This window comes from Mesorhizobium sp. M0243, assembly GCF_040321775.1.
In the GTDB taxonomy this organism is placed as follows: Bacteria; Pseudomonadota; Alphaproteobacteria; order Rhizobiales; family Rhizobiaceae; genus Mesorhizobium.
In genome coordinates, this window is sequence record NZ_JAMYSF010000017.1 from 90,236 (window position 1) to 110,308 (window position 20,073).

At 62.9% G+C, this 20,073-nt stretch carries 17 protein-coding genes and 1 pseudogene; 10 read left to right on the plus strand and 8 right to left on the minus strand.

From position 1 onward, the window contains the following. Entirely contained in the window at positions 1-921 is a 921-nt protein-coding gene (locus NKJ11_RS21560; protein WP_352554482.1) for a diacylglycerol/lipid kinase family protein, read from the minus strand. A 254-nt stretch (positions 922-1,175) separates the two neighbouring features. Between NKJ11_RS21560 and NKJ11_RS21565 the strand changes: the two genes are divergently transcribed. Further along, positions 1,176-2,513: a PRC-barrel domain-containing protein gene (locus tag NKJ11_RS21565; protein WP_352794245.1), complete on the plus strand. Its 1,338-nt coding sequence runs from the start codon at positions 1,176-1,178 to the stop codon at positions 2,511-2,513. Positions 2,514-2,561: 48 nt separating this feature from the next. Here the strand turns inward: NKJ11_RS21565 and NKJ11_RS21570 are convergent, their stop codons facing one another. Continuing rightward, positions 2,562-4,130, minus strand: a complete 1,569-nt coding sequence (locus NKJ11_RS21570; protein WP_352794246.1) for an alkaline phosphatase family protein — start codon at positions 4,128-4,130, stop codon at positions 2,562-2,564. 227 nt (positions 4,131-4,357) lie between these two features. Between NKJ11_RS21570 and NKJ11_RS21575 the strand changes: the two genes are divergently transcribed. The 6 genes and pseudogenes from NKJ11_RS21575 to NKJ11_RS21600 all read left to right on the plus strand — a co-directional run bounded on the left by NKJ11_RS21575 (position 4,358) and on the right by NKJ11_RS21600 (position 9,449). Continuing rightward, positions 4,358-5,290: a VOC family protein gene (locus NKJ11_RS21575; protein WP_352794247.1), complete on the plus strand. Its 933-nt coding sequence runs from the start codon at positions 4,358-4,360 to the stop codon at positions 5,288-5,290. A 4-nt stretch (positions 5,291-5,294) separates the two neighbouring features. Continuing rightward, on the plus strand, positions 5,295-5,915 hold the full coding sequence (locus NKJ11_RS21580) for an alpha/beta hydrolase (protein WP_352677418.1): 621 nt from the start codon (positions 5,295-5,297) through the stop codon (positions 5,913-5,915). A gap of 2 nt (positions 5,916-5,917) precedes the next feature. After that, the gene (locus NKJ11_RS21585) at positions 5,918-6,217 is read left to right on the plus strand and encodes a GNAT family N-acetyltransferase (protein ID WP_023811010.1); all 300 of its coding nucleotides are present in this window, start codon (positions 5,918-5,920) and stop codon (positions 6,215-6,217) included. A gap of 144 nt (positions 6,218-6,361) precedes the next feature. Next, a pseudogene (locus NKJ11_RS21590) lies at positions 6,362-7,419 on the plus strand (dipeptidase). A 99-nt stretch (positions 7,420-7,518) separates the two neighbouring features. Continuing rightward, positions 7,519-8,829, plus strand: coding sequence for a flavin monoamine oxidase family protein (locus NKJ11_RS21595; RefSeq protein WP_352677419.1), 1,311 nt, complete (start codon positions 7,519-7,521; stop codon positions 8,827-8,829). A gap of 209 nt (positions 8,830-9,038) precedes the next feature. Beyond that, on the plus strand, positions 9,039-9,449 hold the full coding sequence (locus tag NKJ11_RS21600) for a hypothetical protein (protein ID WP_023811012.1): 411 nt from the start codon (positions 9,039-9,041) through the stop codon (positions 9,447-9,449). Positions 9,450-9,554: 105 nt separating this feature from the next. Here the strand turns inward: NKJ11_RS21600 and NKJ11_RS21605 are convergent, their stop codons facing one another. Next, positions 9,555-11,642 carry an ATP-binding protein gene (locus NKJ11_RS21605; RefSeq protein WP_352760778.1) on the minus strand — a complete coding sequence of 696 codons (2,088 nt, stop codon included), beginning with the start codon at positions 11,640-11,642 and terminating at the stop codon, positions 9,555-9,557. A gap of 84 nt (positions 11,643-11,726) precedes the next feature. After that, complete coding sequence (locus NKJ11_RS21610) at positions 11,727-12,500, minus strand: response regulator (RefSeq protein ID WP_352611813.1); 774 nt, start codon at positions 12,498-12,500, stop codon at positions 11,727-11,729. 46 nt (positions 12,501-12,546) lie between these two features. On the opposite strand from NKJ11_RS21610, the gene NKJ11_RS21615 reads away from it, so the two are divergent. Next, positions 12,547-13,248 carry a response regulator transcription factor gene (locus NKJ11_RS21615; protein ID WP_127271440.1) on the plus strand — a complete coding sequence of 234 codons (702 nt, stop codon included), beginning with the start codon at positions 12,547-12,549 and terminating at the stop codon, positions 13,246-13,248. Between the two features lie 72 nt (positions 13,249-13,320). Here NKJ11_RS21615 and NKJ11_RS21620 read toward each other — a convergent pair whose 3' ends face one another. Together NKJ11_RS21620 and NKJ11_RS21625 are read right to left on the minus strand one after the other, a co-directional pair. After that, the gene (locus NKJ11_RS21620) at positions 13,321-13,488 is read right to left on the minus strand and encodes a hypothetical protein (protein WP_023811016.1); all 168 of its coding nucleotides are present in this window, start codon (positions 13,486-13,488) and stop codon (positions 13,321-13,323) included. A 56-nt stretch (positions 13,489-13,544) separates the two neighbouring features. Beyond that, positions 13,545-13,877: a hypothetical protein gene (locus NKJ11_RS21625; RefSeq protein WP_023811017.1), complete on the minus strand. Its 333-nt coding sequence runs from the start codon at positions 13,875-13,877 to the stop codon at positions 13,545-13,547. 355 nt (positions 13,878-14,232) lie between these two features. Between NKJ11_RS21625 and NKJ11_RS21630 the strand changes: the two genes are divergently transcribed. Continuing rightward, positions 14,233-14,694, plus strand: coding sequence for a L,D-transpeptidase (locus NKJ11_RS21630; RefSeq protein ID WP_023811018.1), 462 nt, complete (start codon positions 14,233-14,235; stop codon positions 14,692-14,694). 225 nt (positions 14,695-14,919) lie between these two features. Here the strand turns inward: NKJ11_RS21630 and NKJ11_RS21635 are convergent, their stop codons facing one another. Both NKJ11_RS21635 and NKJ11_RS21640 read right to left on the minus strand, forming a co-directional pair. Further along, the gene (locus tag NKJ11_RS21635; protein ID WP_023811019.1) at positions 14,920-18,003 is read right to left on the minus strand and encodes an efflux RND transporter permease subunit; all 3,084 of its coding nucleotides are present in this window, start codon (positions 18,001-18,003) and stop codon (positions 14,920-14,922) included. After that, entirely contained in the window at positions 18,000-19,331 is a 1,332-nt protein-coding gene (locus NKJ11_RS21640; protein ID WP_128305042.1) for an efflux RND transporter periplasmic adaptor subunit, read from the minus strand. Before NKJ11_RS21640 ends, NKJ11_RS21635 begins: the two co-directional genes overlap by 4 nt. A 145-nt stretch (positions 19,332-19,476) precedes the next feature. Here NKJ11_RS21640 and NKJ11_RS21645 point away from each other — a divergent pair, with 145 nt between their 5' ends. Then, a complete protein-coding gene (locus NKJ11_RS21645) occupies positions 19,477-20,010 on the plus strand; it encodes a TetR/AcrR family transcriptional regulator (RefSeq protein ID WP_023811021.1) in 534 nt (177 codons plus the stop codon). Positions 20,011-20,073 lie beyond the last annotated feature (63 nt).

A 20,073-nucleotide genomic window follows, 5' to 3' on the forward strand; every position in this document is an offset into this window, starting at 1 on the left:
TCATGCGGCTCTCGATTGGGCCGCGCTCGTCGGCACCAGTACATTCAGCGCGCCGGGCTGGATTTCGATTACCGTTTCACGGTCAAGCCTGACCAGTTCGCCGTCCATGACGGCGCGAAACTTGCGGCTGCTCGAATGGATTCTCAGCACCGTTCTGTTCGTCTGGTGGATTTCGACATGTTCGTTGTCGCGCCATTTGCCGCGCGCCACGTTGAAGAAGAACTTGACCAGTTCGGCGCGCTGCTTCGCCACCGTGACATAGACACCAAGCACGCCGCCCGCCGGATTGTCGGCGTAGGGCAAATGGCCTTCGCCGAACAAATTGTTGGTGACGCCGATGCCGGTGATGCGGGCCGCCATTTCGGCTTCGCCGATGCTGAGCGTCACATTCATCGCAGGTGGATTGTTGATCGTCGCCCAAGCCGCCTTGGCCGAGGCGCGGATCTTTCCCAACCGCGAACCGAACTCCATCTTCTGGCGCAGTTGCACCATCTTCGCATGCATGCCGATCGAGAACTGGTGCACGAAAGGTTGGCCATTGGCCGTCGCCACGTCCACTGCGATGATTTCGCCGTCGGCGAAGGATTTCAGCGCGCCGTCGAGCGACTGCGGAATGCCCAGCCCGCGTGCGAACAGGTTCATGGTGCCGGCCGGCAATATGGCTAGCGCCTTCTTCGTGCCCATCAGCCGGGCAGCCGCGGCGGAAATGGTCCCGTCGCCGCCACCCGCCAGCACGATGTCGACCGAGCGACGCGACGCCGCGCTGTCGAGCGTTTCCACCACGTCCTTGCCGGCGACAATCTCGATGCTGAGCGAGTGACCGGCCGTCTCCAGCGTCTGATGCATCCGGTCGGAGAATGCGGCGAGGTCGGTGGTGCGCAAAGTGCCGCCATCCCGGTTCAGCACCGCTGCGAATTTCATGCCCCGCTCCACCATGTCAGCCAAAAGCGGCCGGGACAACACCCAGCCGATGGCTGAAACGCGGCGGCGACGGAAAGGTTCCCTAGCTACGCGTGGGCTGCCCGGCGGCCCGATATTTCTGTGGTTTCGATTCCCGGACGGCAGCGGTTTTGTCGGAACAACAGACTGGTCACAACGTTGTGAACCTGTAGATGCCGCGTCCGATTTTCCAACGAACACGCGGCGCATGAGATCAGGCACGAGGAGAGACTATCATGATCCGCAATCTTTTAGCCACCACTGCACTCGCAACGCTGATCGCCACCGGCGCTTATGCGCAGAGTGCGACGACCCCAGCGCCCGCGCAGAGCCCCGCCGTTCAGGAGACAGGCGCCGCAGCGGTCCGCGCAGAGGGCAGCATAGTCACCAACATCATAGGAGAGTCCGTCTATAACGGCACCGGCGATGATGCCGAGAACATAGGTGAGGTCAGCGACGTCGTCTTCGACAAGGATGGGCAGGCGAAATCCGTTGTCATCGACGTTGGCGGTTTTCTGGGCGTCGGTGCCAAAAGCGTCGCCTTCGAGTACGGTAAGCTGCAGTGGGCCGAAAAGAATGGTGACCGCTGGCTGGTAGCCCAGACGACCAAGGACGAGTTGACCGCTCAGGCGGAATTCGACAGCCAGCCCTACAGTCCGGCCCCTGCACCTGCGGCATCGACTGACGCGGCCGCACCGACGGCACCCGCTACGACGGATACGGCACAAAAGCCGGCCGACATGAACGCCGCACCGGCGGAACCGGTGAAGCGCGCGGACGGTAACCTTGCCACCAACATCATCGGTGAAGACGTCTATAACGGCACCGGCGACGACGCGCAGAATATCGGCGACGTCAATGACATCGTGCTGACTAGGGAAGGCAAGGCCGAGTCCCTTGTCATCGGCGTTGGTGGTTTCCTTGGTCTCGGCGCCAAGAACGTCACCTATGACTTCTCCAAGGCGCAGTGGGCCGAGAAGAATGGCGACCGCTGGCTGGTCGCCCAGACCACCAAGGAAGAGCTGCAGGCGCAGCCGGATTTCGACCGAAAGGCCTATGATCCGGCGCCGGCAACGACGGCTTCAAATGCGCCGGCGGCCACCGCTCCGGCAGCTCTGCCCTCTGACACCACGGCTCCTGCTGTCGCTCCGGCAGACAAGACCGCCGAAGCTCCGGCAGCGACGACCCCTGACGCCTCGGCTCCCGACCAGACACAGACTGCCGCCATCGACAAGTCGACGTTGACCGAGATGCCGGTCGGCGAGATTCGTGCCGATGACCTGAAGGGCACGACTGTCTACGGCGCCAACGACGCCAGGGTCGGCGAGATCGGCGATGTCGTGCTTGCGCCCGACAAGAAGGCCGACGCGGTGATCGTCGACGTCGGCGGCTTCCTCGGCATTGGCGAGAAGGAAGTCGCGGTCGGCATGGATAATCTCAAATTCATGACCGATAAGGACGGCAACAAATATCTTTACACGACCTTCACCAAGGAACAGCTTGAGGCTCAAACCGCCTATGACAAGGGCAGCTATGCCGAACAGCGCGATCAGCAGCGCATGATCGTAAGGTAATTCTGTTCAGCCAAATGAAGCCCGCGCTGGCAACGGCGCGGGCTTTATTTATGTGTGGCCAGGTGGCAGGCCAGCGGCATGGCCGACTAGGCCGTTCTCGGTCAATTCGGCCAGTGCCAACGACTGGTCGAGATGTTCGGCCCGCCAGGCGAGCAGCCGTTCGGCGAATTCCAGGCGCACGGTGAGATGACTGGGGTCGGCCGCGAGATTGTCCAGCTCGCCCGGATCGTTTTCCAGATCGAACAGCAGCGGCGGCAGGTTGCCGCCGAAATGCACATACTTGAAATGTTCCGTGCGGATAACGGCGAGGTTGCATTGACGTGCGGCGATGCCGAAATGGTTTTCGGCCTCGCCCGCGGCAATCGAGCGGAAGTCAAACTCCCAATGCGCGGCATCGCGCCACGCCGCAGGGGTTTCTCCGCTCAGGAACGGCTTCAGCGAGGCGCCGTCGAGATGCGGCGCGGGCTTTTCGCCGAGCAGGTCGAGAAGGGTCGGCAAAATGTCGACCGCTTCGGTGAAGCTATCGACACGGCCGCCGGCAGCCTTGCCGTGGCGCGGATCGCGGACAATCAGCGGAATGTGGTAGCTGCCGTCGAAATAGGCGCCCTTGCCCAGCATGAAATGGTCGCCCATCATCTCGGCATGGTCCGAGGTGAGCACGATGATGGTGTCGTCCCACGCGCCCGCGGCCTTAACCGCTTGCCAGACGCGGCCGAGCTGCGCGTCGACCTCGGAAATCATGCCGTAATAGATCGCGCGGATGCGGCGAAAATTGTCTTCGCTCCAGTCGTGCACCTTGCCTCTGGCTTCGGGCCGGAATTTTATCTGTTTCTGCCGGCCGAGATCATAGGCAAGATAGGGATGGTTTTCCGCCTCTTCCTGCCAGCTTGCCGCGCGCCGGAAGGCCGGGCCGTCAGCCGGATCGTACATTGTATTGTAGGGCTCCGGGGCAATGAAGGGCGGGTGCGGGCTGATGAAGGAAAGATGCGCGAACCACGGCGCGGCGTGCTCCTGTTCGCCAAGCCAACGCGTGAATTCGCCGGTCAGGAAGGCCGCCGGGGTTTGTTGCCCGCGGTAGACGGGCGGCGCGTTGCTGATGGTGGTCCCGGCGCCGTCGGCCAGCGGACGGTGGATGTCGGGGGAGCCGGCGCTGGCGTCGACACCTTGCAGCTCCAGCCAGGATAGCCATTGCTTCTGGTGCTCCGGCAGCAACTGGCGCACCGTAAAGCCCGGCAGCACGCCTTCATAGCTTTGCAGCCGCGGATCGCCCGGCGCCAGCAGGCGCGGATCGAGCGAGACGTCGGTGTAGCCGAACAGCGTCGGATCATAGCCCAGAGCGCGAGCCGAGAGCGCGATGTTGCCGTGGCGCGCGTCGAGCGGCGTGCCGTTGCGGCAGACGCGGTTGTTCATCTGGTAGAGACCGGTGTAGAGGCAGGCGCGGGCGGGCGAGCAGGGCGCCGCGCCGCCATAGTGCCGCTTGAACAGCACACCCTCCCGGGCCAGTGCGTCGGCGTTCGGCGTCTGCACAACCGGATGACCGGCTGCGGACAGACAATCGCCACGCCACTGATCGCATGTGATCAGGAGAATGTTGGGCCGCCTGGCTTTTCCAGTCACTCACGATACCTTTGTCCCGGAATGTCGAATGCCGTTCATGGAAACGAATTCTGGCCACGGCGCAAGCCCGACTCTGCGAGCCAATTGGTGAACGAACTCTGTTCCATCGTTCACTTTTGCGACACAGTCCGTTCTGTGTTTGCCGCCTTTGCGTAAACTGCTCGGGTCCTCATATTGGCATGGACAGCGGCGAGGGCCGCACAAGTACCAAGGGAAGGAGCAAGACAATGCTCGACCAGATCAAGGGCCTGCATCACGTCACGTCGATGGCCAGGGATGCCCGCCAGAACAACGATTTCTTCACCAGGAAACTCGGCCAGCGCCGGGTCAAGAAGACTGTCAATTTCGACGCGCCCGACGTCTATCATCTCTATTATGGCAATGAGACCGGCACGCCGGGTTCGGTGATGACCTATTTCCCTTTCCCCGACATCGGCAAGGGCCGGCATGGCGTCGGCGAAGTCGGAACCACCGTCTACTCGGTGCCGGAAGGCACGCTTGCCTATTGGGAAAAACGTTTTGCCGATGAGGGCGTCACCGGCCTCTCGCGCGAAGAGACCTTCGGCGAGAAGCGCCTGGCTTTTGCCGGACCGGATGGTGACGGCTTCGCGCTGGTCGAGGGCAAGGGCGACGGCAGAGCGCCCTGGGCGAAAGGCGGTGTTCCGGTCGACCAGGCGATCCGCGGTTTCCATTCGGTATCGCTCAGGCTGAAGGATGGCGGCGCCACTGAGGAGCTGCTGAAGTTCATGGGCTATGAGGAAGTCGACAAGTCCGGCAATCTCAGGCGGCTGGCGGTGAAGAACGGCAATGGCGCCGATGTTATCGACATCGAATCGCTGCCGAGCACGGCCTTCGCCGATGTCGGTGCCGGCTCCGTCCATCACGTCGCCTTCGCGGTCGAGAACCGCGCCAGGCAGCTCGAGGTGCGCAAGGCGTTGATGGACACGGGCTATGGGGTGACGCCGGTGATCGATCGCGACTACTTCTGGGCGATCTATTTCCGCACACCGGGTGGCGTGCTGTTCGAAGTCGCCACCAACGAGCCGGGTTTCGATCGCGACGAGGATACCGCTCATCTGGGCGAAGCGCTGAAGCTGCCGACACAGCACCAGCACCTGCGGCCCTATCTTGAACAGCATCTGCCGAGACTGGAAGGCTGAGGTCATGAGCAAGGACGCTTACATCCACAAGCTGCTGCCCGGTTCGCCGGGCGGCCCATTGCTGTTCGTCTTCCATGGCACTGGAGGCGATGAGAACCAGTTTCTGTCGCTGGGGCGCGATCTCACGCCCCAGGCAACCATCATCTCGCCGCGCGGCGACGTGTCCGAACAAGGTGCTGCGCGCTTCTTTCGCCGCACCGGCGAGGGCGTCTACGACATGGAGGATCTGGCACGGGCGACGATCAGGATAGCGGGCTTCGTCAAGGCCCATGTCGAAGCAGCGAAGCCATCGGCCGTGCTGGGTCTCGGCTATTCCAACGGCGCCAATGTCCTGGCCTCGGTGGTGTTCGCGGCTCCAGCGCTGTTCGACGCGTCGGTGCTGATGCATCCGCTGATCCCGTTCGAGCCGCAGGTCAAGGGCAGCCTCGCCGGCCGCCATATTCTGATGACCGCCGGCAAGCGCGACCCGATCTGTCCGCCGAACCTGACCACGCGGCTCGAGGCCTATTTGCGTGCCGACGGCGCCGATGTCACAGTGGAATGGCACGATGGCGGGCACGAGGTGCGGCCAAACGAGATCGAGGCGGCACGGCGGTTCTTTGCCGATGCTGCCCAAGGAGCATAGCGATGCCTGAACAACTGCCTGAGATCGAACTTGAGGATCGCGGTTCCAAGGGCCGCTATGTCCTGCGTGGACCCGATGGAGCCGAGGCCGAGATGACCTTCACCAAGATCGGTGAGCACCAGATCATCATCGACCACACCGAAGTGCCGGACGTCTTTCGCGGCCAGGGTGCCGGGCTTCGGCTCGTCACCCGCGCCGTCGAGGATGCGCGTGCGGCAGGCAAGAAGATCATCCCGCTCTGCCCGTTCGCCAACGCCCAGTTCCGCCGCCATCAGGAATGGGCCGACGTGCTGAAGCGGTAGGGATTTCGTTGCTTGGAAACGGCGCGGCAAGCGGCTGCCATCCTGCCGGGGCGGCTTTGGCATTTGCGCGGGTGGCGCATCCTGCCTAAGTAGATAGGATATATCCTAGCCGCCGCGCCGACAAACGAACCGAATGATCCCCCAATGACCGAAACCGATCTCGTTCCCGTCTTCGACGGCCACAACGATACGTTGCTCAGACTCTATCAGTCGAAAGACACGGACGTCGAAAAACTGTTCATCGAGGGGAAATCGGGCGGCCATATCGACCTGCCACGCGCGAAAGCCGGCGGCTTCGCCGGGGGCATGTTCGCCATCTTTCCGCCGCCTGTCGAGAAATCCAGGCGCGGCGCCGTGCCCTTGGCGCCGAGCGTCGCCGAACCGCTGCCGCCCGAGGTTCCGCGCAATGAGGCGCTGACCTCGACCATCGCCATGGCCTCGATCCTGTTCAGGCTGGAACGGGCCGGAGCGCTCACCGTCTGCCGTAGCGCCGGCGATGTGCGCAATGCCATGGCGCAAGGTTCGATCGCCGCGGTGTTCCACATCGAAGGGGTCGAGGCGATCGATCCCGAGCTCACCATGCTCGACGTGCTGCATGAAGCCGGCCTGCGCTCGCTCGGCATCGTCTGGAGCCGTCCGAACGCCTTTGGCCACGGCGTGCCGTTCCGCTTCCCGTCCTCACCCGACACCGGCCCCGGGCTGACCGATGCCGGCAAGGCGCTGGTCAAGGCCTGCAATCAGCTGAAGATCATGATCGATCTCTCGCATCTCAACGAGAAGGGCTTTCGCGATGTCGCGGCGCTCAGCGATGCGCCGCTGGTCGCGACCCATTCCAACGTGCACGCGATCTGCGGCCATTCGCGCAACTTGACCGACTGGCAGCTCGGCGCGATCCGCGAAACCGGCGGCATGGTCGGGCTGAACTTCGCAACCGGCTTCCTGCGCGAGGACGGTCGCATGAATGCCGACACAAGCCTCGACATCATGGTGCGGCATATCGATTCGCTGCTGCAGGCGCTGGGTGAGGATGGCGTTGGTCTTGGCTCCGATTTCGACGGCGCCATGATCCCGGCCGTCATCGGGGATGTCGCCGGCCTGCCGAAGCTGATCGATGCATTGGCGGCACGCGGTTTCGGCCGCGCACTGATCGAAAAAATCGCCTATCGCAATGGCTCAATATGCTCGATAAAACGATAGGTTAGAGACAAGCCTGCGGCATGGCGTGTGCGGCCCGCCGGCATATGTCGACAGGGACATACTTCGTCTGTGGAAGCCGGATGCGACTGGGTGGATAGCCGGCAATGCTGAAGACCTTCACGGATGAGGGCGGCGAATTCGAGCGAACCGATGTCGTCATCGTCGGTGCGGGTTTCACAGGCCTGTCGGCGGCGCTCGAGATGAAGAAGGCCGGCATCGATTTCATCCTGCTCGAAGCACGCGACCGCGTTGGCGGACGCGTCGAGTCCCGACTGAACGGACTTGGCGAACGGATCGATAGTGGCGGCCAGTTCCTGTGCGAGGACATGCCGGAATTGATGGCCCTGGTCGAAGCACGCGGCAAGACGCTGGTTGAAACCTATGTCGATGGCGATTTCATTACCCAGCCGACGATGTCCGTACAGAGAGCAGAGCGGATCTATGACGCGGCAATGGCAATCCGCGAGCGCATGAACGGGATCGATCCGGACGACGTCTCGATTGCCGGGCTGGCCGTTGCCGACTGGCTTGCCCGCCAGCGCGATTCCGCCGATGCCAGGGCCGTCTTCCGTTCGATGATCGAAGGCCTCTGGTGCATGGCGCTGGATCAGATTCCTCTCTGGTATCTGATCGACAATGACCGACGCGTCACCAACGAGGTGCCGGAGCTGCAATATTTCGTGCGCGAAACCATGCATTCGCTGGCCGACGATCTGGCCCGCGACCTTGGCGATCGGTTGCGGCTCAGCGAGCCCGTCACGCGCATCGAGCACAGTTCGCAAGGTGTTCTTGTCGTTTCGGCCGGGAGTGCCATCGCGGCGCGCGCGGTTCTGGTTGCCGTCCCCCCGGCGACGGTGACGGAGCTCGCCTTTGTCCCTGCCTTGCCGGCTGGACTGGGGCGGGCGCTCGGCGCCTGGAAAAGCGGCGCGGCTATCAAGATCCTGGTGCGCTATGCCAAACCGTTTTGGCGCGGGCGGGATTTGAACGGCATGGTGATGTGGCTCGATCCGCCGGGACTGTTTGCCTGCGACGCTGGCAAGGATGTCGAGCATGCCGCGCTCGTCGTGTTCGTCGGCGGGCCGCTCGCGCTGCGCTGGCGCGACCTCGGCGAGCCGGAACTGCGTGCGGAGGTGACCGGCCGGTTGGAGGCAGCCCTTGGCCCGAGTGCCGGCGACGTCATCGATTTCAGTTTGCGTGACTGGGTAGGAGATCGCTGGAGCGGCGGCGCGTACAGCGATCTTGTTGTCGACGTGACAGCAAGAGATGCCGAGCGAACGATCCTTGCCGGCGCACCCCCGGTGTATCTCGCCTGTTCAGAACTCTCGCCGTCGTTTCCGGGGTATGTCGAGGGCGCTATTATTGCCGGGCGTATCGCCGCGCACAAGATCATTGCCGAGCTTCAAGCTCCGGCCTGAGCCTGGTCTTTTCGAAAAACTGTTTGGCAAGATCGGTCGGGTTGCGCCTCGAGCCCGAGCGCCGTCGAAGCTATGCCCGATTTTGCCCGACTTCGCCCGAATGCTGTTTCGAACTCGTTACAGTGCCAGTCCTTCGCCACCCCATCGTCGTTACAAAGTGCGGATAAGTTCATTTCACCGCCAAAAGAAACTCAGCGAAGGGGAAGGCAATGCATGCGAAAATCCAGACGATCCGCGGCGAGAGCCGCCTTCAGGCTCCAGAACGCAATGACCGCCGTCCGAAACTGGCGCTGCGCCAGCGGGCCAGCGACCACCCCATGGCGATGTTCATGGTGCTGGCTGCTTGCGCCTTCGTCGGCATGGCGTTCACGCCGACAATCGGGCCGGCCTTCGCTTCGTTGAATCCGCCGTCCAATCTCATCGACGGCGCGCAGACGACGACCAGGACCGCGCGTCTGCCGGTGCCGGTGACCGACTTCGCCTGCAAGGGCCAGGCCTGGGGTGCCGAGAGTATCGATTGCCTGCGCGCCATCGCCGAACAGTCCGGAACACACAAGAACCGCGCCATCCGCATGATCGCCTATGCCGCGCCCTTGGCCGACACGCCGAATATTTTCTGATTTTGTCGAAGCATGATCCGAAACCGTTCCCGCTTTGGGATCATGCTCCGGACTCCCCGAGCGCTCCCTCCAGTGCGCTCTTCTTCGGCCCCGGGGGCCTCTTCCTTATCCTTTCAAGACCGCCTGTTCGGCAATGGCGGACAGCACACTGCGCACATCCAGCGTGCTGAACGGCTTTTCCAGGATCTGCGGCCGCTGCTGTGCCGGCAGCGCCTCGATTTCGGCTTTCGCACCGATCAGGTCGCCTGTGACCAGCACGAAACGCCGTGCCAGATCAGGCTTTTCGGCGAGCAACTCGCGATAGATCGATATGCCGCTAACGCCGGGCATGCGCAGGTCCGAAAAGACGATGTCCGGCGGCATGTGGCCGCTCAAAGTGGCGGCGGCCGATTCCCAGACAGGAACGATCCGTGACTTGATGCCCATCAGTTCGAGAATGTCGGAGAGCGAGCCGGCGACATCCGGCTCGTCGTCGATGATCAAGGCATGCCGCAGGCCGCTCGATCGCGGCTGGTTGTCGCCGGCGATGGCGAGGCCGGCCACGATGGCCGGCAGCTGGACGACGAAGCGCGCGCCTCTCGGGAGCACTTCCTCGAACCAGACATTGCCATTGTGCCGCTCGATGATCGATTTCGAGATCGACAGGCCGATGCCGGTGCCGACGCCGACCGGCTTGGTGGTGAAATAGGATTCGAAGATGCGGCTGCGGATCGTTTCCGGCACGCCGGGCCCATTGTCCTCGACCGAGAAGCAGGGATGACCGCGGTCGCTGCGGAACGTCCGCACCTTGATCAGCCGGTCGCCGGCAATGCCGGCCAAAGCGTGCTGGCTGTTGATGAGGAAATTGGCCGCCACCTGCGTCACATGGTCGGCGTCGGCCATGGCCAGCAGCGGGCCGGCGGCGAAATCGGTGTCGATGGTGATGCCGCTCGAGCGCGCGCCATAGGCGGTCACTTCGAGTGCCGACCGGATCACCTGGTTGAGGTCGGTCTCGGCCTGTGCCGCGGGATGGAGGCGGACCATCGACAGGAAGCTCTTGACGATGCGGCCGCAGCGCTCGGCGGCCGCACGGACTTTCTCGGCGCGCACCTTGGTCTGCGGGTCGGAAGCGAATTCGTGCAGCAGCGTCGATTGCGCCACCACCACGGCCAGCGGATTGTTGAGCTCGTGCGAGACGCCGGCCAGCAACGAACCCATCGCCGCCATCTTCTCGTTCTGGTGCAGCTTCTCGCGCTGCCGGCCGATCTCCTCCTCGGCGCGCAATTTGTCGCGCAGGTCGCGGATGGAGCCGAAGATCAGGCGGCGGTCGGCAACCCGCATCTCGGTCGCCGTCAGCTCGATCGGGAACACTTCGCCGGCGGCGTTCTGGGTCACCGTCTCGAGCCGTTGGCCGACCATCGGCGCGCCGCGGCCGGACATGTATTCGGCCCCCGAAGCATAGCCCTTGCGGTAGTAGATCGGCACGATCGTATCGAGCAGGTCCTTTCCGAGGATGTCGCTGCGCTGGAAGCCGAACATCTTCTCGGCAGCCGGATTGAATTCGATGATCGAGCCGGTCTCGTCGATGACGACGATGGCGTCGAGCGAGGCCTGCAGCATGGTGCGGCGAATGACCTCGCTGGCGTGGGCGTCGGAGGGCGAGCGCTCGATGGCGTCGCCGATGGCCAGCGCGATGATATGCAGCGTCGCCTCTTCCTCGTCCGTCCATGCACGCTCGTTGACGCAGTCATTGACCGCCAGCGTGCCCCAGAGATGGCCATGCGCGAAGACCGAGACCGAGAGGAACGATTTGATGTTCTGCTTCTCGAAATCGGTCCTCAGGAAGCCTTCGAGGTCGCGCGTATGGCCAGCGAAGATCTTGCCTTGCCGTTCGTCCTCGGCAAGCCGCTCCAGCAGGGGGTCGGAATTGACGATCGATTGCATGATGACGGTTGGCGACGCCAGTTCGCCGCCGAAAAGAGGGTCGATCCAATAGGCGGCGACGGATTGGGCGAAGCCCTGGCCGGGCAGTTCGCGCAAGCGAAACAGGATGCCGCGCTGGCAATCCATGGCCCGGCAAAGCGTTTCCAGTATGCCGTCCATCTCGCGCTGCCAGTCGCCGGCCTCGCGAAGCCGGCGAACGACGCGCACGGCCGCCATCGCCGCGCCCTGCCTGAACCCTTGCATATCGGTGCTTGCTGCTTCAGCGATCATCTTGTGCCGTCATTCCGGAGTCGTGCCAATTCGGAGTCGTGCCAATTTCGGCTGGCGAGCAACCGAATCCTTCCGGCTCGGAGCTCAGTTCCCGTCGCCGGCCGGCAGCGAGAAGATATAGCCCTCGCCGCGCACCGTGCGCAGGAATTTCGGATTGGCGGGATCGGCCTCGATCTTCTTGCGTAGCCGCATGATGCGAATGTCGACCGCGCGTGACGATTCCGGATCTTCGGTGAAACCGATCGCCTCGGAGATAGCGGCGCGGGTCAGCAGCCGATTGGCGCGGGTGAGGAAAATCTCCAGCACGTCGAACTCGCTCTTGGCCATGTCGATCACCGCGCCATTGGCGCCGGTGACCAGCCTGCCGTCGAGATCGGCCTGGAAGGGGCCGAAGGTAACGGAACGGCGATCCGTCCCGGCCTTGTTGTCCTGGAGCTCCTTCGGCTGGGGAACCCGGCGCAACACGCTGCGCACCCTGGCCAGCACTTCGCGCAATTCGTAGGGCTTGACGATGTAGTCGTCGGCACCGAGTTCCAGCCCGACGATGCGGTCGAGCGCGGTGCCGGCCGCGGTCGCATAGATGATGCCGATCGGCAGTTTCGAACGCAGCCAGCGGCCGAGCGAGAGGCCGTCCTCGCCGGGCATGGCGATGTCGAGAATGGCGAGATGAAACGATTGCGTTTCAACGAGGCTGCGCGCCGCGGCAGCACTTTCAGCGGTGGCCACGTCATAGCCGGATGCGCCAAGATATTCTGCGACCGCGTCCCTGAGGTCGGGCTCATCCTCGACGATGACAATTCTTGCCCGCACGATGCTTTCGCTCCCACTTTCAGTGGAAAGTAGATTGGGTATAAACATCATGTCCAGCACTCATATCCGGGTTGCCAGGGAACGGTTGGAAAAGATGGCCGCACGATCCGTTATTGCGCTCGTTTCGGTAGCCGAAGTGGTGGCGACCGAACTCGCCGACCATCTCGAGCGGCGCGGCCACGACGTGCATCAGGCGCGCCAGCCCTGGGAGGCCGAATCGCTGCTGTCGGGAAAGGGCATCGACGTCGTCGTCGTCGGCGACAGCCTCAGCCAGGCGGAGGGGCGGGACCTGCTCAGACGTTATGGCGGCCAAGGAGGAGGCGGCGAGGGCGGACCGGATTTTATCCTCATCTGCCGGCCGGCCGATCTTGTCGACAAGGTGCTGGCGCTGGAGCTTGGTGCGGCCGACGTCGTCGAGAGCCCGCTCAATGTCCGTGAACTGGCCGCCCGTGTCGGCGGCCTGCTTTCGCGCCGCGGCAGGGGCACCCAGGAACTGATCGTGCTGGAAAACGCGACCGTCGATCTGAGATCGGCCATGGTCATGCATCGCTCCGGCTCCGAGGAACAGCTTTCGCCCGGCCAGGTGGCGCTGCTCAGGTTGTTCCTGGCCAGTCCACGCAAGGTGCTGACGCGTGACGATATCATCGCCGCGGCACCGGCCGAAAACGCCGACGCCTTCGATCGTTCGATCGATTCGCGCATCGTGCGGCTGCGCCGCAAGCTCGACACCGACACCATCACCACAATACGTGGCGCCGGCTATCGGTTCGATCCGCCGCGGCAATTCGCCGACTGACTGCCGGGTACTGGCGCAATCCCTTTTTTCGGGCATCGGATTTTCCATCTCTGGGCCCGATGCTCTTTATACTCAGCGTACCAGCAGAAGCGATGGCCCCACCGGCATGTCACTGCCCATGGTGAGTTCGCTTGCATGGGCGCGGTCCCTGAGAAGCATGGTGGCAAGACCGGCAAAGCCGAGCAGGCCTTGGGCGTAAAGCAGTGCGGACAGCACCGAAGCAGCGAATTTCGTTTTCATCGTCGCAGTTCCCCAAAAATGCCAATTCTCTAGAAATGAACCTGTTGCGGGTCGCTTCAGGATACCCCCGAAGTGCCCGCGCCGCCCACGGAGCCCCCCGTCGCGGCGCGGGCCTTCGGTCCTCTCGGCAGCAAGTTGCCGGAGGCGCCGCGCAAACCCGTCAGCCTAAGGCCGACCCGCCAGAGGGCCTTGAGCCGGGCGATGCGCAGGCTGGAAACAATCCAGACCGTGGCGAAAAACAGTGCGGCATGCAGCGTCGAAATCTCGCCTGATGTCATCGCGCCGAGGCTTGTCAGCGGGGTGCCGGCAACCGTGCCGACGCCGCCGATGACCGCTGCCGCGATGCTGATCCTGAGAAGCCAGGACAGCGCGTTCGATTTCGTTCCCATGTTCGTTACCGGCTGTTTTCGTTGCGTCAACTTTGCTCGCGGCCCGTATCCGGATCATGCCGCTAGGGGTCGCGCTTTGTTGCAGGTTGGTTTCGATACTGACGGTTGTTCTTTCACATGACGCCAATTCGCACTTTCATTTGGGGGCGGATACTCATGTTCCCGACTCTTGGTCTTGGCTGGGCGGGCCTGCCGAGCCTGTTCTAGCTAGGCTTATAAGGAGGCGTTTGTTAAGTAGTGGAAACAGATTCGAAACAGAAACGAGTGTTTTGCGAAATCTCCTCGAAACATGACGTTGGGATAAGCGGCCATCGAATTGGAGCCGGCCTAACCGGCAGAAAGAGGGGACTTCATCATGCACACCGCCATTTCCGCCAAGCTCATCAACATCACCGCCGCTGCCTTGACTGGTGCAGCACTGCTGCTCGGCGCCGGCTCGGGTGCGGCGCACGCCGCCAACAAGATCGTGGCGCGCGTTTCGCTTTCGCAGCAGATCATGGAAGTCTCCGTCGACGGCCGGCCGACCTTCGCCTGGAAAGTCTCCACCGGCGACCGGGCCCATGTGACGCCGACCGGCTCGTTCAAGCCGACCCGCATGCATGAAATGTGGTACTCGAAGAAATACGACAACGCCCCGATGCCGCACTCGGTCTTCTTCAGCGGCGGCTATGCGGTGCACGCGACCTACGCGATCAAGCGCCTCGGCCAGCCGGCTTCGCATGGCTGCGTGCGGCTGCACCCCGACAACGCCGCCGATTTCTACCAGCTCGTCGAAACCTTCGGGGCGACCAACACCAGCATCGTCATCGTCAAGTAGCAGGCTGGAAACGGTGGCGTGTCAGCATGCTGTCGCGCCTTGTTCAAGGCTCCCGCCGGAAAACGCTGCGGTATCGAGTACAGCGCAAACCGGCGGTATCGAGCAAAGCTCGAACCGGGGTATCGAGCCCAGCCAAAAGAAAGAGGCCGGGAAATTCCCGGCCTCTTTTCTTTTGCTTCCATCGATTTGTCCTGCACATTTCCGGGCGGGACTCCCTCGACCGCCCTAGCTCGGCAGTGCCGGCATCAGCTTGGGGTCCGGCTTCTCCGCCAAATGAGGCAGATCCTTGCTGGCGATGAAGGTGTAGAACATGGGCACGACGAAGAGCGTGAACAGGGTGCCGACCAGGATGCCGGTGAAGATGACCAGGCCCATCGAATAGCGGGCTGCGGCACCAGCGCCGCTGGACGTGATCAGCGGCACAACGCCGAGCGCCATCGCCGCTGTCGTCATCAGGATCGGCCGCAGGCGCACCTTGGCCGAGGCGATGATGGCGTCGCGCCGCCGCATGCCATGTTTTTCACGCTGCTGGTTGGCGAACTCGACCAGCAGGATGCCGTGCTTGGTTATCAGACCGATCAGTGTGATCAGGCCGACCTGCGTGTAGATGTTGAGCGTCCCGAGGCCCAGATTGAGAGGCACGATCGCGCCGAAGATCGACAGCGGCACCGCCATCATGATGATCAGCGGGTCGCGGAAGCTTTCAAACTGCGCCGCCAGCACCAGATAGATGACGACCACGGCGGCCGCGAAAGCGATCAGGATGGTGTTGCCCTGTTCTTTTTCCTGCCGCGATTGACCGGAATAGTCGAGGAAGAAGGTGTCGGGCAGGCTCTCCTTGGCAATGTCCTCCAGCGCCTTCAGCCCGTCGCCGGTCGTGACGCCGGGCAGCGGGAGCGCCGAAATCGTCGACGAATTCAGCTGGTTGAACTGCTCGATTGCCGCCGGCGCCGCATTGGTCGAAATCTTGACCACCGCCGATAGCGGCACCATCTCGCCCGTCACGCTGCGCACGAAGTATTCGCCGAGCTTGTCGGGGTTGTCGCGAAACTCTTGCGGCACCTGCGGGATGATGTCGTAGCTGTTGGAGTCGCGGTCGAACTGCGCCACTTCGGCGCCGCCGACCAGCAAGGTCAGCGTGCGGCCGATATCGGCGATCGGCAGGTTCAGCGCCGCGGCGCGGTCGCGGTCGATGGTCACCGTCACCTCCGGCGCGTCATAGGCCATCGAATTCTGCACGACGATGAAGCGGCCGGAGGCCTGCGCCTTGTTCTTGATCTGCTCGGCCACCTCGTACACCTCCGAGGAAGCGCCCGTCGATCGCACCACCATGGAAATGGGCAGGCCGCCGCCGGAGCCCGGCAACGTCGGCGGTGCAAAGACGAAGGCCTCGACACCGGCCACTTTGGCGATACGGGCCGTAATGTCGGCCTGCAGTTCCTTCGAATTGCGCTTACGTTCCGCCCAGTCCTTGAAGGCATAGCCGACGAAGGCGCTGTTTGTCGTGCCGCCGAAGGCCACGGCCGAGAACTGCGCCCGTGTTTCGGGAATATCCTTCACCAGGCCGAGGATCTGGTTGACGTATGTCTCGGTGTAATCGGAGGTCGCATAACGCGGCCCCGTCACAATCGAGAGCAGAAAGCCCTGGTCTTCTTCCGGCGCCAGTTCGCTTGAGGTCTTGGTGAACATGAAGCCGGTGACGCCGACAAGCGCAAGCACGATGATCAGCGTCAATGGGCGATAGTTCAGTGATCCGGTGACGGCCCGTTCATAGACATGCTCGACGCGCGCGAAGGTGCCGTCGACAATGCGCTGGAAACGGCCCGGCGTGCCGGACTTCAAGAGGCGTGCCGACATCATCGGGGTGATGGTGATGGCAATGACACCCGACAGCACCACCGAGCCGGCGAGCGTGACCGCGAATTCACGGAACAACGCGCCGGTCAGGCCGCCGGTGAAGGCCAGCGGCGCGAACACGGCGGCCAGCGTCATGGTCATGGCAACGATGGCCGACGATATTTCGCGCATACCGCTGAACGCGGCCTGCATCGGCGACATGTGGTCTTCTTCCATATGGCGATGGATGTTCTCCACCACCACGATGGCGTCGTCGACGACCAGGCCGATCGCCAGAACCATGGCCAGCAGTGACAGCAGGTTGATCGAGTAGCCGACCGCAAACAAAAGGAAGCAGACGCCGATCAGCGACAACGGGATGGTGATGATCGGCATCATCACCGACCGGAAGGAGCCAAGAAACAGAAGGATGACGACGATGACGATGGCAACCGCCTCGGCGATGGTCTTGAACACCTCTTCGATCGAGGCGCTGATCTGCCCGGTCGCGTCGTAGACGACCTCGATCGTCATTCCCTTCGGCAGTGTCTCCTGAATCTGTGGCACCAGCTTGGTGAGCGCCGCCGCCGTGGTCAGCGGATTGGCCGCCGGCGTCGGGAAGATGGCGAGGAAGGTGCCGGGCTTGCCGTTGAACGAGACCCTGGTGTCGGTGTTCTCGGCGGCGAGTTCGACGCGAGCCACGTCGCGCAACCGCACCACATTGCCGTCAGTCGAGCGCAGCGGCAGCTCGGCGAAGGCCTCCGGCGTCTGCAATGTCGAGCGCACGGTGATCGAGGAAACGACATACTCGTTCTGGGTGTTGCCGGGCGCCGACAGGAAGTTGGAATTGTTGATCGCCGTCAGCAGTTCGGAGGCCGTCACGCCGCGCGCGGCAAGCTTGACCGGATCGATCCAGACGCGCATCGAGTATTCCTGGGCGCCGAAGATCTGCACGTCGGCGACGCCTTCGACCGTCGACATGCGCGGCCTGATGACGCGCTCGATATACTCCGTAAGCTGCTCCTTCGTCATGTTCGGATTTTGCATCGAGATGTACATCATCGCGAACTGCTGGCCGGTGCCCTTGACGATGACAGGGTCCTTCGATGCGTCCGGCAAGGTGCCGCGCACGCCCTGGACCTTGGACAGAACTTCAGTCAGCGCGACGTCGGGGTTCGAGCCGAGCTTCATCTGCACCGTCACGGTGCTGGAGGACGGGCGGCTGGACGAGGTGACGTAGTCGATGTTTTCGGTCGAGGCGACGGCGCGCGCGATCGGGGCGGAAATGAAGCCCTGGATCAGATCGGCGCTGGCGCCCGGATAGGCCGTGGTGATGGTGATCGCCGTTTCGTCGACCTTCGGATACTGCCGGATCGACAGGTTGAAGATGCCCTGGAAACCCAGAAGCAGGATCATGCAGCCAAGGACCGTCGAAAGAACAGGCCGGCGAATGAAGAGATCGGAGATGCTCATTGCTGGCCGGCCTGCTTGTTTGCCGATTTGGTCGGGTCGATGGTGTTGTCCACAACGACGGACATGCCGTTGAAGAGGCGGTTCTGACCGGCGGTGACGACTTCGTCGCCAGCCTTCAGCCCCTCGACGATCTCGACCATGCCTTGATTGCGGCGGCCGGGCTTGACGAACACCTGCGACAGCACGAGCGCGGGCTTGTCACCTTCCGCCGCCGGCTTGGCCGCATCGGGAGCCTGGTCAGTCGGCTTTGCCGCATCGGCGGTGGGCTTGGCAGCATCAGCCGCCGGCTTCATGGCATCGGCCGGCTTGGTGTCCGCAGGCTTGGCATCAGCCGATTTGTCGGCTGCCGGCGCGGCGGGTTTTTCCTCCGGCTTGGCAGCTGGCGCCGCCTCGGCGGGCTTGGCTGGCTGCACCACGAAGATGTAGTCGCCATAGAGACTTGTCGTCAGCGCCGTCTGCGGCAGGGTCAGCACGTTCTGCTCTTCGGGCAGCTCGACACGCACCTGCACGAACTGGCCGGGGGTCAGCTTGCCATCGGGATTGGCGACTTCCGCCCGGATGTTCACCAGCCGGCTGGACGAGTCGATCTTCGGGTCGATGCCGCGAATGGCGCCTGCGAATGGCCTGTCCTCACCGCCAAAGCCCAATCGAATCGTCTGGCCTATCTTGAGCAAGGCGAGTTGCTGTTCGGGAACCGAGAAATCGACCCGCATCGTGTCGAGATCCTGCAATGTCACCACGGCGGTGCCGGGCGCCAGATACTGGCCGATATCGATCCTCGGAATGCCCACCGTGCCGCCGAAAGGCGCCGTCAACTGCTTCTGCTCGAGCACGGCCTGCAGCTTGGTGACCTGAGACGCCGAGGCCGAGGCCGCCGCACGCGCCGTGTCCAGCGTCGAGTCGGAGCCAACGCCACGCCTGGTCAGTTCGATGGCGCGGGCAAGCGATGTCTGATCGAGCGCGGCCTGAGCCTTCTGTGCGTCGAGATCGGCGCGCTCGACGGCGTCATCGAGCTGCAGCAGAACCGCATTGTCCGCCACCTTCTGGTTGGCATGGAAAAGGATGTCCTTGACGATACCGGTGGTCTCGACCGTCAGGTCGACACCGCGCACGGCCTTGACCGTACCGATCGCCTCGACGCCGGGCGTCCAGGCCGAAGGCTTGGCGATGGTTGTCGAAACGGTTGCTGCCGGCGGCTTCATCGATGCGAAGTACTGCTTGATGCCGTTGTCACGCAGGAAGTTGAAGCCCACGATGCCGCCGACCACGACGACGAGCAGGGCCAAAACCAGAACAATGATAAATATACGGAGTATGCGCTTGAACAAGGAAGTCCCCTCAGTCGAAATCCGGCGCGAAGCGCGGATATCGGGACACATATCGACTGCGGGTCCCGATTTCAAATAATGGCGGTCTTACTGTACCGTCTGGACGGTCTTGTCAATTGGGCCTAAGCTTGCGATGGGAGGCACCATGAGAGCCCAACGACCGAATTCGCGCGAGAAGATTCTCGCCGCGGCGGCTGATGTTGCCCGGGAATCCGGACCAGGCAGCCTGTCGCTGGATGCCGTCGCCAGCCGTGCCGGCGTGTCGAAGGGAGGGCTCCTCTACAACTTCCCGACCAAGGCCAAATTGATGCAAGGTTTGGTCGAAGGCTATCTGCGTGAGTTCGAGCACGCGCTGGAAGCCGCCCGCACAAATGACAAGGACGAAAATCCCCTGGCCGTCTACATCAGGCTGTCGGCCAATGATTGCGAGGAAAAGCAGCCGTCGGCGTCCTGGATCTTCTCGGCCATCGCCGAGGATCCCGATTTCATGATGCCGATAAAGACCTTCAAGCGGCAGCTTTTCGAGCGGCTGAAGGGCGAAACGCCGGATCTCAAATCGCTATTGATCTGCTATCTCGCCATCGAGGGATTGCGCAGCATGAACCTCTTCGATTCGGATGTCCTGTCGAAAGACGAGCGCGAGCTGTTGGTATCGTCCCTGCTCGAGATTGCCAAATAGGTCGCCCACCCGCTTTTCGGCCAGGCCTGTGCGTCAACGCGGTTCGCCGGCGTGCTCGATCAC

Bases quoted from the DNA above. Each gene is read 5' to 3' on its own strand.
- NKJ11_RS21560 (WP_352554482.1), bottom strand. From the start codon at position 921: ATGAAATTCGCAGCGGTGCTGAACCGGGATGGCGGCACTTTGCGCACC.
- NKJ11_RS21565 (WP_352794245.1), top strand. From the start codon at position 1,176: ATGATCCGCAATCTTTTAGCCACCACTGCACTCGCAACGCTGATCGCC.
- NKJ11_RS21575 (WP_352794247.1), top strand. From the start codon at position 4,358: ATGCTCGACCAGATCAAGGGCCTGCATCACGTCACGTCGATGGCCAGG.
- NKJ11_RS21580 (WP_352677418.1), top strand. From the start codon at position 5,295: ATGAGCAAGGACGCTTACATCCACAAGCTGCTGCCCGGTTCGCCGGGC.
- NKJ11_RS21585 (WP_023811010.1), top strand. From the start codon at position 5,918: ATGCCTGAACAACTGCCTGAGATCGAACTTGAGGATCGCGGTTCCAAG.
- NKJ11_RS21595 (WP_352677419.1), top strand. From the start codon at position 7,519: ATGCTGAAGACCTTCACGGATGAGGGCGGCGAATTCGAGCGAACCGAT.
- NKJ11_RS21600 (WP_023811012.1), top strand. From the start codon at position 9,039: ATGCATGCGAAAATCCAGACGATCCGCGGCGAGAGCCGCCTTCAGGCT.
- NKJ11_RS21605 (WP_352760778.1), bottom strand. From the start codon at position 11,642: ATGATCGCTGAAGCAGCAAGCACCGATATGCAAGGGTTCAGGCAGGGC.
- NKJ11_RS21610 (WP_352611813.1), bottom strand. From the start codon at position 12,500: ATGTTTATACCCAATCTACTTTCCACTGAAAGTGGGAGCGAAAGCATC.
- NKJ11_RS21615 (WP_127271440.1), top strand. From the start codon at position 12,547: ATGGCCGCACGATCCGTTATTGCGCTCGTTTCGGTAGCCGAAGTGGTG.
- NKJ11_RS21620 (WP_023811016.1), bottom strand. From the start codon at position 13,488: ATGAAAACGAAATTCGCTGCTTCGGTGCTGTCCGCACTGCTTTACGCC.
- NKJ11_RS21625 (WP_023811017.1), bottom strand. From the start codon at position 13,877: ATGGGAACGAAATCGAACGCGCTGTCCTGGCTTCTCAGGATCAGCATC.
- NKJ11_RS21630 (WP_023811018.1), top strand. From the start codon at position 14,233: ATGCACACCGCCATTTCCGCCAAGCTCATCAACATCACCGCCGCTGCC.
- NKJ11_RS21635 (WP_023811019.1), bottom strand. From the start codon at position 18,003: ATGAGCATCTCCGATCTCTTCATTCGCCGGCCTGTTCTTTCGACGGTC.
- NKJ11_RS21645 (WP_023811021.1), top strand. From the start codon at position 19,477: ATGAGAGCCCAACGACCGAATTCGCGCGAGAAGATTCTCGCCGCGGCG.